This window comes from Chryseobacterium sp. Leaf201 (assembly GCF_001421435.1).
In the GTDB taxonomy this organism is placed as follows: domain Bacteria; phylum Bacteroidota; class Bacteroidia; order Flavobacteriales; family Weeksellaceae; genus Chryseobacterium.
This window is the reverse complement of record NZ_LMKA01000064.1, coordinates 18,877-31,354: the sequence shown is the minus strand read 5'-3', so window position 1 is coordinate 31,354 and position 12,478 is coordinate 18,877. Positions and strand designations below refer to the sequence as shown.

Sequence of the window (12,478 nt, the reverse complement as noted above, 5' to 3'; positions counted from 1 at the left end):
TTTCGTACTGAAAATTTCCCTGCATGCGTTTATCCATGATATAAAATCATTACATTTGCCTTACTTGATACTATATGGTTATGAGCAAAAAAAGTGTTGCCGTAGTAATGGGAGGCTATTCTGATGAATACGTTGTATCATTAAAAAGCGGGCAGTTAATTTATGATTCTTTAGACAGGGATCTTTATGATGTCTATAAAGTGGTTATCCTTAAAGACGAATGGTATTTTTCAGATGAAAAGGATCAGAAACACGAGATCAGCAGAGGCGACTTTTCAGTACAGTTAGAAAATAATGACATCCTTACATTTGATGTCTGCTTCAATATCATCCACGGTACACCGGGCGAAAACGGAATCCTTCAGGCTTACTGGGATGCCATCGGGCAAAAATATACCGGCTGCGATTTTTACCAGAGTGCTCTCACCTTCAATAAAAAAGATACCTTAGCTGTACTTTCAAAATACGGAATCCCTTCTGCCAAAAGCGTTTATTTAAGAAAAGGTGAAGACATTGATGTTGACAGCATTACAGATCAGCTGGGACTTCCTGTTTTCGTGAAGCCTAACCAGTCCGGCTCGTCACTGGGAATTTCAAAAGTAAAGGAAAAATCGGCATTACTTGCCGCTGCAGAAGTTGCTTTTAAAGAAGATGATGAAATTTTAATTGAAAGCTTCCTGGACGGAATGGAAGTTTCCGTAGGAGTAATCGATTATAAAGGGGAAACCATTGTCCTGGGTATTACGGAAATTGTCCCTACCAATGAATTCTTTGATTATGCAGCTAAATATGAAGGGGCTTCAGAAGAAATTACGCCGGCAAGAATTAACGATGAAACCAGAATCAAAGTGGAAGAAATTGCAAAACGTGCTTATAATTCCTTAGGGATGAGCGGTTTTTCAAGAAGTGAATTTATTTTGATGGACGATGTTCCCTATATGCTGGAAATGAACACCAACCCGGGATTCTCTCCGGCAAGTATCCTTCCGCAGCAGGCAAAAATTTACGGGATTTCCATTGCAGACCTTTGCGGAAACGAAGTTGAAAAAGCTTTGAGTACATTTAGAAATTAGACTTTAGTAATTAGAAGTTAGAAACTAGATTCGTATAATTGATAATGGCAGGATCTGAAACTTATGGTCGAGGGTTCATATTCATAATTGTAACTTATAGTTTATAACGCATAACTTATAACTTTATACGCATGAAAATTGCTGTTTTTCCGGGGTCTTTTGATCCTATTACTTTGGGCCACTATGACATTATAGAACGTGCCGCTCCGCTTTTTGATAAGTTAATCATTGCCATCGGGCAGAATTCCCAGAAAAAATATATGTTCCCGCTGGAAAAAAGGATGGAGTTCATCCAGAATTCCGTTGCAGAATTCCCTAATGTGGAAGTGGATTATTTTGAAGGCCTGACGGTGGACTACTGTTTTGAAAAAGATGCCCAGTACATCATCAGAGGACTCAGAAACCCTGCCGATTTTGAATTTGAGAAAGCCATTGCGCATACCAACAGGACGCTGGCCCATAAAAAGCTGGAAACCGTATTCTTATTAACCTCATCCGGAAAATCGTTTATCAGCAGCAGCATCGTGCGGGAAATCATTAACCATAACGGGGAATATGAATTACTTGTTCCAGATTCAGTAAGAGTAAAACGATGAGTAACGGGCAATGGGTAATTCTATAACTATGGATTTCAATCAGGCTTTCAGAGGCCGGACTAAAAATTCTTCTGTTTCGGTTATAAAAACATTATCATCATTACCTTATTCTGATGACCTTTCAATAGTCAGAAAACAAATAATAAGATCTGCAACTTCAGTAGCAGCCAATTACAGGCCGTTTCCAGAGCAAGATCAGAAAAAGAAAGATTTGCAAAGCTCTGCATTGTTGTTGAAGAATTTGATGAAACTCAGTTTTGGCTCGAAATCATTGAAGAATTAAAATATTTAGATGCTGAAAAAATTTTATATCTGAAATCCGAATGTGAAGAATTAGTCAATGTAATGACGAAATATAAGTTTAAGTTATCACAAAATATAACACACTAATTAGTACCTTTTACTTATTATCCATTACTCATTACCTGTAATCCATTACTTATAATATGCACGAACAGTTCAATTTTGCCATAGAAGTTCTCGGAACGATTTCTTTTTCGATGTCGGGGAGCTTTGCTGCAATGCAGAGGCGGCTTGATCCGTTCGGGGTATTGATTATAGCGTTCGTGACCTCAGTGGGTGGCGGAACGGTGAGAGACCTGTTACTGGACATCCCTGTGTTCTGGATGCATGACCTGCTGACCTGCGCACTGATCATCATGACCAGTATTTTTACCATGATTTTTAAATCTTTTGAAAAAAACTTCCGGGTTACCTTATTTATTTTCGACAGTTTCGGGTTGGGGCTGTTTACGATTATCGGGGTCCAGAAAGGGCTGCATGCCGACATCCATCCTTTGATCTGTATCGGGCTGGGAACCATTACCGGCTGCTTCGGCGGGATTATCCGGGACATCCTGCTCAACAGGATCCCTTTGATTTTCAGAAAGGAAATTTATGCTACAGCCTGTATTGTCGGAGGCTCCGCATTTTTAGTATTGACAAAATTCACAACATTAACCTATACTGCGATTCAGATTTTTACGATTCTCCTGATTGTTGCCATAAGAACATTAGCCGTAAAATACCAGTGGCAGATCCCGAAATTCTACGGATACGAGAATAATTCTGAAATGTAAGAGGAATTTGTTGTTACACCTTTGCGATAAATAAAATTCTTCTAAATAAAAGCTGTACTCCATTCAACACACTTTTAAAAGATCAGTATTGATTGGGCAAACCTCAATATTTCGCATAAAAAAACACCTGAAATAAAATTCAGGTGCCTGTTTATTTTTAAAATTCTTACTGATTAACCGAATTTTCCTCTGTTTCTCATATTGGGATTATGCATGTGCTTCTGCATGGTCGGCATTTTCAGCTGGTCTTTCATCATTTTGATCTGATCCGTCATCATTCCTGCACTGTCAAGCCTCTTCGCTTCTTCCAACAGCTTCTGCCCTTCCTGTCTTCTTCCTTTGGAAATAGCTGCTGCTGCCAGGTTCAATGTGGCCATGGCTCTGTCATGCTTCATATTCAGACCGTATTCCAGAGCTTTTTTCATAAAAGGTTCCACTTTTGCCGGCTGGGCCTGCGCCTGCGTTAATCCTGTAAGGTAATGGAAATACCCATACTGTGATTTGTGAAGCTGTACCCGGTAGTTAGTGATATTCTGTAACCAGACCGCTGCTTTCTCCATATTCTGTTTTCTTAATTGCCAGAAGGCCAACAGGATATACTCATTTTTAAAAAACAGAAGGATCGGTGCTGCTGCCAGAAGGAAAATTACAATTCCCCAGCCCAGGTTTCGGGTGAAGAACATCATGTAAAGTCCTAAAAGTATAAGAACTGCTGCAACGGCAACTTTTATGTATTTATTCATTATTAAATTTTAGAATTGCAAAGATAATAAATTTAAGGTTCAGACTTTGCGGTCCGGGACCTAAAAGTTTAACGTTATTGTCACCTTAAACCCCAACATCTGAAAAGTCAGATTCTTTCATAGGTTTCAAAGCAGAAATCATAAGGATTCTTTTCATCTTTTTCATGGCAGATTTCCTGTACTTTTTTCCATGCTTTTTTATCAATCTCCGGGAAAAACGTATCCGCTTCAATATCTGCTTTTACTGTGGTAAGCACTATCTTATCAGCCATATCCATGGTCTGTTTGTAGATATTCCCTCCTCCGATAATAAAAATATCCTCATCAATCTTCTTGGCAAACTTAATCGCTTCTTTTATGCTTCCCACGATTAAAACACCTTCCTCAAACCAGTCGTTTTTTCTTGAAATTACAATATTCGTACGGTCAGGCAGTGGTTTCCCGATACTTTCAAAGGTTTTTCTCCCCATTACCACAGGATGTCCTGATGTGATTTCTTTAAAATGTTTTAAATCTTTCGGGAGATGCCAAAGCATTTGATTATTAGAACCAATCCCTCTGTTTTCCCCCATCGCAACAACGATTGTAACCATTAAATAATTTTTTACAAAATTAGCACATAATTTGTATATTTGGTTAGCACAAGAAAGTAAAATAAATAAACTATGAAAAACAGAGGCTGTCTGAGCGCCGGAACCATCGGTATTGCTCTTCTGATTATTGTTGCCGTATTATTCTTCTGGGGAAAAAGCGGGTACAACAATTTTGTTACAAAAGAACAGAACGTCAATACCAAATGGTCTAATGTAGAAACCGTTTACCAAAAAAGAGCTAACCTGATCCCAAATCTGGAAAGAACCGTAAAATCCTATTCAAAATTTGAGCAGGAAACGTTAACCAGAGTAGTGGAAGCGCGTTCAAAAGCAACATCCATTAATATTGATCCTACGAATATGACCGAGCAGGATCTTGCCAAATTCCAGGCTGCACAGGGAGAACTGTCAGGAGCTTTAAGCAGATTGATTGCAACGGTGGAATCTTACCCGAATTTAAAAGCAGACCAGCAGTACATCAATTTCCAGAGAGAGTACACGGCAATTGAGAACAGTGTAAGAACGGAAACCGTTTACTACAATGCAGCTGCCCAGGATTATAATACCTCAATCAAAACTTTCCCGAATAATATTCTGGCAAACTTCACCAACTTTAAGGAAAAGCCTTATTTCAAAGCAGATGCAGGAGCACAGAAAGCACCTGATGTATTCTCAGAATAATATAAATGAGCAGTAATTTCTTAACCAGTCAGCAGATCGCTTTCCTTGTGGAAGCGATTCAGTCAGCAGAGGAGCATTCTACCGGCGAGATCAGGGTACATATTGATTCTTCAACGGATCAGGACAGTGCCAAAACGGCATTTGAGGTTTTCAGGGAACTGTGCATGGATAAAACGGCCGAAAGAAACGCCGTGTTGTTCCATGTGAATTTTGAACAGCGGTACCTTACAATCATCGGAGATACCGCCATTCATGAAAAAGTACACCAGGCTTACTGGGATCGCCTGCATGATTATATCACCTCTGAGTTTGCCAAAGGGAATTATTATAAAGCCTTAAAAAGCGGCATCCTGGAAACAGGCCTTGAACTAAAAAAACATTTTCCTGTAAAAGGGGAAAACCACAACGAGCTTTCTAATGAAATTACCTTCTCTTAACATTGTTTTTTCATTTGCACTGATCTGCCTCTACACTTTTGTATCGGCACAGTATACGGTTCCTGCAAAACCCAATTTGCTTTATCCTGTTTATGATGAAGCCAATTTACTGAGTCCTCAGGAAAAAGACGATCTTAATAAAAAACTGATTGCTTTTGCAGATTCCACCTCTACAGAAATTGAAGTGGTCATCATCCCTTCCACCAAAGGGGAAGATATAAATTTCCTTGCGACCATGTTCGGGGAAAAATGGGGAATTGGTAAAAAAGATGTGGACAACGGGGTTGTTTTTTTAATTGCCACTGAGGATCATACCATGTCTATCCAGCAGGGAAGAGCGGTTGAACAGTATCTTACAGCATCCGTTGCAGGGCAGATCCTGGATTATATCGTTACGCCTCATTTTAAGAAAGGCCAATGGTATGAAGGGATCAACCGCGGCACTTCTGCGATTATGGAAGCGGTTCAGGGGAAATTCAAACCTTTGAACAATCCTAAGACCGGCAGTAAGAAAGGGGCCGGCAATTTTATATTTATTGCCATTGTTATTTTCATCATCATTATCATTGTTTTCAGAAACAGAGGCGGCGGAAGAGGCGGTGATGACGATGACGATGTAATCATCTCCAGAAGGGGCCGCAGAAATTATCCGGGCGGATTTTTCCCTTTCCCCGGCAGCTTCGGAGGCGGTGGATTTGGTGGCGGAAGTTCAGGCGGCGGCGGATTCGGTGGATTTGGAGGCGGCGGAAGCTTCGGCGGAGGCGGTGCATCCGGAGGCTGGTAGAATACAGCTATATATATTTCAAATAATAGAATCGGTCATACAATGACCGATTTTTTAGCATATAAAACTGCTTCCAAAAAAATTAAAATAGAGACAGATACAGCTATTTTAATTTTTAAGATTTCAATAGAGAGAAAAGAAAAATATACGGCTGTTGTGATGATATATTGATATACAAATTCTATTTTTTAACAATTAAAAATCATTAAACTGCCTTAATATACACCTTTAGTCCAAAATTTTTTCATTATATTTACTGAAAACAGCCTTATGAAGAAGACGCTGGTCGTTTTTGCACATCCTTATTTAGAGCACTCCAATTCAAATGCAGAGCTTATTAATTTCTATGTCCGCCACCAGCATTTTACCCTTCGGGATCTGTATGAAGAATATCCGGATTTTCACATTGCCGCATTCAGGGAAAGGAAGAGGCTTAGATATTATGACCGTTTTATTTTTCAGTTTCCTCTGATCTGGTTCGGGACTCCTCCCCTGCTGAAACTCTGGGTTGATGAGGTATTTGACCGCGACTGGCTTAAAGAAGGGCATACCAATCCGCTGGAAGGGAAAGAAGTCTATATCCTGGTCACCACAGGTGGCAAAGAAAGATCGTTCAGTAAGGAAGGCACCTACGGATACACGGTAGAAGAACTGATCAGCGGGCTTATTGTTTCTCTGAACGTCTTTAAAGCTGATGTTAAAAACATCAAAGTGGTGTACGAAGCCAATAAATTATCAAAAAAAGACATCATAGTGCATAAGCAGAAATTCACTGAACTTTTAAAAAAATAAAGCATGGAAACCAGCTTAGCGATGAACACCCTTCTTTTTCTGGGCGTTGCCATTATTATGGTTCCGCTTGCGAGAAAATTCGGGCTCAGTTCTGTGATCGGATACATTGCGGGTGGGATTATTATCGGGCCTTATGTGTTACGGCTGACAGGAAAAGATGTGAATGATATTATGCACGCCAGTGAATTCGGGGTGATCATGCTGCTCTTTCTGGTGGGATTGGAACTGGAGCCCCGGAAATTCTGGGAAATGCGCAAGAAGATCATCGGTCTCGGGATGACCCAGATGCTTCTCACCATTTCACTGCTCTTTGTCGTATTCATGTGGGCCGGCTGGCAGATTGATAAAGCCGTTGCCGTTGCCATGTGCTTTGCTCTTTCTTCCACCGCCATTGTGCTGCAGACGCTGCAGGAAAAGAACAACCTGAAAACACTGGCCGGAGAAGCCTCTTTTTCCACACTTCTGTTCCAGGATATTGCCGTAATCCCGATTCTGGCCATACTTCCGCTGATCGCTCATCATAAGGTAACGAATAATGACAATGAAATCCAGGTGATCATCCAGAACCTGCCGCAGTGGATGCAGTTTGCTACCGTAATCCTGGGGGTGGCTATTTTAATCTTACTCGGGAGATATGTATTTGTGCCGTTTTTAAGGTATGTGTCAAAATCGGGAATGACCGAACTTTTAACGGCTTCTTCGCTGTTTCTGGTAATCGGCGTGTCAGAATTAATGGTGGCCATCGGGCTGTCTCCGGCACTGGGAGCGTTCCTGGCAGGCGTCATGCTGGCCAACAGTGAATTCCGCCATGAGCTGGAAGCACATATTGATCCCTTCAAAGGCCTTCTGCTTGCTGTATTTTTTGTAAGTGTCGGATCCACCATGAATTTCAATATCATCCAGGAAGATCCGGTATTTATTTTCAGTACGGTTTTTGCCGTTTTAGGGATAAAATTCATGGTGCTTTATGTCATCGGAAAATTTTTCAAGATCGATACGCCACAAAGCCTGTTTTATGCATTTGCCCTTTCTCAGGTCGGGGAATTTGCCTTTGTCCTGATTAATTATGCCTCAAGCCTGTATCTTTTAAATGATGAACTCAATGCCCAAATGATGGCTGTGACTGCCATTACCATGTGTATTACCCCTTTCCTTTTAATCATTAATGATAAGCTGATCAACCCTAAATTCATGAAAGAGGTTCCTGATGCAGACAACGATTTTAATATCATGGATGGGCAGATCCGCCAGAAGAAAATTATCATTGTCGGTTTCGGACATTTCGGGAGTACGGTAGGACGGCTGCTGAAAGCCAATAAAATATCCGCTACCGTACTGGACCGGGATTCAGACCGTGTGAAACTGCTGAGAAGCTATGGGTTTAAAGTATATTACGGCGATGCCACAAAGCTCCCTACGCTGCGTGCTGCCGGAATTGAAGATGCCGAAATCCTTGTACTCTGCCTGGATGATCCTGACGATAACAAATTTGTTGCAGATATTGTAAGGGAACATTATCCTGACGTAAAGATTTTCGTACGGGCTAAAAACAGGATTGATGCCTACGATTATTTAAACAACGGGATTGATAATATTTATCGTGAGACCCTGGGGACAGCCGTGGATATGGCGGTTGATGTGCTTCATGAGACCGGGATGCGGAAATATTCCGCAAGGCGGCTCGGACAGAGGTTCATGGCCATCGATAAAGGATCAATCCGGAAACTGGCCAAATCTGATGATGATGATGACATCCATCTGTTTACCACGAAAGAACTCCTCCAGCGGGAGGAGGACTTACTTGCTTATGATAATCTTAATTTTGATAATCAGCAATGGGAAGATTCTTCAAACGATGAAGAAGAAGAGGAACAGGAAACTGAAAAGTAGCTTACTGGATGTTTACGCTTCCGCCGCTGGTTTCTTCTTTATTTATTGAAGTGATATTTCCTTTTTTATAAACATTGATGCTTCCGCCTGAAGACGCTTCCGCATTAACGGATGACAATGCACTGACATCAACGCTGGCCCCGCTTGAAGCATCGGCCTTTAAGTTCTGTACCATGACATCTTTCGCTGAAATACTGCTGCCCGAAGAAGAAGAAATCTCTGCATTCTTGGCTTTTCCGGCAATATCAATACTGGCTCCTGATGAAGCCTCGACATCCAGGTCTACCGCCCAGATCCTGCCGCTGAAACTACTGCTGCTGCCTGCTGAAATTTCAAAATCATTGGCTTCAAGATCACCGGAGACTGATCCTGAACTGGAAACTTCAATATCTGTTTTTTCCTGAACAAATTTATCTTTAACGGTAATTTTTGCCGCTGAATTGGCATTGAGCTTATTAAAGTCCTTTGCATAAATCTTTGCTGAAACATTATGGCTGTCCATTACCCTGATGCCGGCTTTATAGTGAACGTGGAGCTTTCCACCGCTGATCTCCGCCAAAACCTCATCAATGATATTTTCGGGAGCGTAGATGACTACTTTTTCAACGTCTGATTTTATAATTTCTGCATCAATAGCCTGGGAAACCTCTATTTCGTCAAAATTCCCGGTTATCTGCTTCTGTTTTGCCGGCCCGTGATCATTGGTAACGACCTTTTCCACCCAGTTGTCTTTTCCGTTTTCACGGGTATTCCTGTCGTGTTTGCCTTCGCAGGATGCCAATGCGATGCATGCTGAAAAAATAAAAAGCGGTGTTGATTTCATATTCTGATTGTATTATAGGTTACTGTTATTTAATGACAACTAATTTATAAAAAATATTACATCTGTTTAAGAAATTATATTATCCTGATCATAATACGGCATATTTCAAATCTTTTTTTTCTATTAAAAACTTAATTAAACATTCTAAAAATCAATCACTTATACCACATTTTTATTTCCAATGGTACAGAAGTTGAACTTAAGACTGTACACACCAACAAAAATATACATTATGATTTCATCAAAAACACATGCCATATTGGATTATCTGGTAGGCATCCTGTTAATTGCCGCACCATGGCTTTTAGGATTTGCAGATGACAGTGCCGCTACTATGGTTCCTGTTATTCTGGGGGCTTCCACATTGCTGTACAGTCTTTTCACCAATTATGAATATGCCGTAGCGCGTATGCTGCCTTACAAAATCCACCTTACGATTGATCTGGTAGCCGGTATTTTATTACTGGCTTCACCGTGGCTGTTCGGCTTCAGTGACAGGGTTTACCTGCCCCATGTTATTTTAGGAGCTTTTGAAATTCTGGCTGTAATGATGTCCAGAAAAGAAACCAGCACCGTCCGTCAGACGGGACAGGTTTAATGCGGTAAACAAAACAAACCTTTAATTTTTCAATGTGATAGATAGGGTTCTTCTGAAATTCAGGAGGACCTTATTTTTTTGCCTGTATAAATCTTCAATCTGTATTCGTAACGTAAGTTTTAATATCTTTATGCTTTAATAAATAATTTATGAAGAAGATTTCGTCGGTATTATTACTCTCTGCGTTAGCACTTAATCAATCCTGTACTACCATGAAAAACACTGATACAAAACAGGAAGTCCCTGCACCGGACGCTTCCCTATCATCAAACCCTTTTCTGAAGAAAAGCAAACTTCAGTATGAAGCTCCCGAATTTGATAAGATCAAAAATGAACATTTCAAGCCGGCATTTGATTTCGGGTTAAAGCAGCATGACGCTGAGATCTTAAAAATCGCCGATAATCCTGAAAAGCCGACTTTTGAAAACACGGTTGTAGCCCTGGAAAAAAGCGGGGAAGTATTGAAAAGAGCTATGATTGTATTTTCTAATCTTACCAGTGCCAATACCAACCCTACCCTTCAGGCCCTGGACGAGGAATACGCTCCTGTTTTTGCGGCCCATTCGGATAAAATGTACCTGAATGATAACCTGTACCAAAGAATAAAATCCATTACGGATAACGGGCTGGATGCCGAAAGCAGGAAACTTCTGCAATTTTATAAGCAGAATTTTGAAATTGCGGGCGCTAACCTGTCGGCAGCAGATAAAGAAAAATTAAAGCAGATCAACCAGGAGCTGGCATCGCTTTCCACACAATATTCAAATAAATTACTCGAAGCCAGGAAACAGGGCGGTGTATTCTTTACCGATGCAAAAGAACTGGACGGACTTACTGCTGATGAGATTGCAGCGGCAGCAACGGATGCTAAAAATGCAGGAAAAGAAGGACAGTATCTTCTGGCGTTACAAAATACGACACAGCAGCCTCTTCTGCAGAACCTTAAAAACAGGGCTTCAAGAGAGAAGCTTTTCAAAGCATCCTGGATGAGGGCTGAAAAAGGCGATGGAAGCGATACCCGCGAAACCATTGAAAAGCTGGCTGCATTAAGGCTTAAAAAAGCACAGGTTTTAGGTAAAAAGAGTTTTGCGGAATGGAAACTGCAGGACCAGATGGCCAAAACCCCGGAAGCAGCAACCAAACTGATGAACCAGATTGCAACCCCAGCGGTAGAAACGGCAAAACGTGAAGCAAAAGACATTCAGGATCTGATCGATCAGCAGAAAGGGAACTTCCAAGTGGAACCTTGGGACTGGAATTTCTACACTGAACAGGTAAGAAAGGCAAAGTTCGATTTAGATGAAAACCAGATTAAACCTTATTTTGAAGTAACCACCGTACTGGAAAAAGGTGTTTTCTATGCCGCTGAAAAATTTTTCGGGATGACCTTTAAAAAAAGGACTGATCTTCCGGTATACCATCCGGATGTGGTAACGTATGAAGTTTTTGACCATGACGGAAAATCAATTGCTATTTATTACCTGGATTTCTACACCAGAGACTCTAAAAACGGCGGTGCATGGATGAGTAATTTTGTGGAGCAGTCTTACCTGATGGGAACAAAACCTGTGATTGTCAACTGTTACAATTACCAGAAGCCGGCTCCGGGAAAACCGTCCCTGATCAGCTATGATGATGTCTCTACCATGTTCCATGAATTCGGTCACTCCATTCACGGGATGTTTGCAAGCCAGAAATACCCATCGCTTTCAGGAACCAGTGTTCCGAGAGATTTTGTGGAATTCCCTTCACAGATCAATGAACACTGGGCCCTGGACCCTGTTGTTTTGAAAAATTACGCGCTTCACTATGAAACAAAACAGCCGATCCCGCAGGTTTTGGTTGATAAAATTAAAAAAGCGGCAACGTTCAACCAGGGATACATGACTACCGAGCTGGTTTCTGCAGCTGCGCTGGACATGGACTGGCATACGGTAACCAACGAAAGCCAGCTGATTCCCGTACTGGATTTTGAAAAGCAGTCGTTAACTAAACACGGATTTACTTTGGCAACCGTTCCCCCGAGATATCATACGCCTTATTTCGCACATATCTGGGGCGGAGGCTATTCTGCCGGATATTACGCTTATCTGTGGTCTGAGACCTTAGACAATGATGCCTGGGAATGGATCAGTAAAAATGGCGGACTGACCCGTGAAAACGGCGACCGTTTCAGAAAATATATTTTATCCGTAGGAAATTCTGTAGACCTGAATCAGGCATTCAGGGATTTTACGGGGCATGATCCGGATATCAAGCCGCTGTTGAGGAACAGAGGATTCATTAAATAAAATATTAAGCATTCAATTTTTGGATGCTTTTTTAATTCCAAGAGTACATTATTGGCAGATCTTCTGTCCGGGATTTAAAAATGAAGAAAATATTTTGT

General features: G+C 41.1%; 13 protein-coding genes and 1 pseudogene. 11 read left to right on the top strand and 3 right to left on the bottom strand.

All coding sequences use genetic code 11. The annotated features are described in order from the left end of the window. Positions 1–80 precede the first annotated feature (80 nt). The 4 genes and pseudogenes from ASE55_RS08265 (at position 81) to ASE55_RS08255 (ending at position 2,748) form a co-directional block, all read left to right on the top strand. On the top strand, positions 81–1,073 hold the full coding sequence (locus ASE55_RS08265; protein ID WP_056217752.1) for a D-alanine--D-alanine ligase: 993 nt from the start codon (positions 81–83) through the stop codon (positions 1,071–1,073). Positions 1,074–1,204: 131 nt separating this feature from the next. Next, positions 1,205–1,669, top strand: coding sequence for a pantetheine-phosphate adenylyltransferase (coaD, locus tag ASE55_RS08260; protein ID WP_056217749.1), 465 nt, complete (start codon positions 1,205–1,207; stop codon positions 1,667–1,669). Positions 1,670–1,679: 10 nt separating this feature from the next. Further along, positions 1,680–2,059 (top strand): annotated as a pseudogene (locus tag ASE55_RS19865) (four helix bundle protein). Positions 2,060–2,115: 56 nt separating this feature from the next. Beyond that, entirely contained in the window at positions 2,116–2,748 is a 633-nt protein-coding gene (locus tag ASE55_RS08255) for a trimeric intracellular cation channel family protein (protein WP_056217746.1), read from the top strand. Between the two features lie 173 nt (positions 2,749–2,921). Here ASE55_RS08255 and ASE55_RS08250 read toward each other — a convergent pair whose 3' ends face one another. Together ASE55_RS08250 and ASE55_RS08245 are read right to left on the bottom strand one after the other, a co-directional pair. Continuing rightward, positions 2,922–3,491 (bottom strand): hypothetical protein, encoded by a 570-nt coding sequence (locus tag ASE55_RS08250; protein ID WP_056217743.1) that lies wholly within the window; start codon positions 3,489–3,491, stop codon positions 2,922–2,924. Positions 3,492–3,598: 107 nt separating this feature from the next. Beyond that, complete coding sequence (locus ASE55_RS08245) at positions 3,599–4,084, bottom strand: dihydrofolate reductase (RefSeq protein WP_056217741.1); 486 nt, start codon at positions 4,082–4,084, stop codon at positions 3,599–3,601. 72 nt (positions 4,085–4,156) lie between these two features. On the opposite strand from ASE55_RS08245, the gene ASE55_RS08240 reads away from it, so the two are divergent. The 5 genes from ASE55_RS08240 (at position 4,157) to ASE55_RS08220 (ending at position 8,668) form a co-directional block, all read left to right on the top strand. Beyond that, positions 4,157–4,765: a LemA family protein gene (locus tag ASE55_RS08240; RefSeq protein WP_056217739.1), complete on the top strand. Its 609-nt coding sequence runs from the start codon at positions 4,157–4,159 to the stop codon at positions 4,763–4,765. 5 nt (positions 4,766–4,770) lie between these two features. Further along, a complete protein-coding gene (locus ASE55_RS08235) occupies positions 4,771–5,202 on the top strand; it encodes a TPM domain-containing protein (RefSeq protein WP_056217737.1) in 432 nt (143 codons plus the stop codon). After that, a complete protein-coding gene (locus ASE55_RS08230) occupies positions 5,183–5,986 on the top strand; it encodes a TPM domain-containing protein (protein WP_056217734.1) in 804 nt (267 codons plus the stop codon). The genes ASE55_RS08235 and ASE55_RS08230 overlap by 20 nt, the downstream gene beginning before the upstream one ends. A 270-nt stretch (positions 5,987–6,256) precedes the next feature. Further along, on the top strand, positions 6,257–6,778 hold the full coding sequence (locus tag ASE55_RS08225) for an NAD(P)H-dependent oxidoreductase (RefSeq protein ID WP_056217732.1): 522 nt from the start codon (positions 6,257–6,259) through the stop codon (positions 6,776–6,778). Between the two features lie 3 nt (positions 6,779–6,781). Further along, a complete protein-coding gene (locus tag ASE55_RS08220; protein WP_056217729.1) occupies positions 6,782–8,668 on the top strand; it encodes a monovalent cation:proton antiporter-2 (CPA2) family protein in 1,887 nt (628 codons plus the stop codon). Between the two features lies 1 nt (position 8,669). Here the strand turns inward: ASE55_RS08220 and ASE55_RS08215 are convergent, their stop codons facing one another. Then, positions 8,670–9,491: a head GIN domain-containing protein gene (locus ASE55_RS08215; protein ID WP_056217726.1), complete on the bottom strand. Its 822-nt coding sequence runs from the start codon at positions 9,489–9,491 to the stop codon at positions 8,670–8,672. Positions 9,492–9,723: 232 nt separating this feature from the next. Between ASE55_RS08215 and ASE55_RS08210 the strand changes: the two genes are divergently transcribed. Together ASE55_RS08210 and ASE55_RS08205 are read left to right on the top strand one after the other, a co-directional pair. Beyond that, complete coding sequence (locus ASE55_RS08210) at positions 9,724–10,089, top strand: SPW repeat protein (RefSeq protein ID WP_056217725.1); 366 nt, start codon at positions 9,724–9,726, stop codon at positions 10,087–10,089. 149 nt (positions 10,090–10,238) lie between these two features. Next, positions 10,239–12,380 (top strand): M3 family metallopeptidase, encoded by a 2,142-nt coding sequence (locus tag ASE55_RS08205; RefSeq protein ID WP_056217722.1) that lies wholly within the window; start codon positions 10,239–10,241, stop codon positions 12,378–12,380. Positions 12,381–12,478 lie beyond the last annotated feature (98 nt).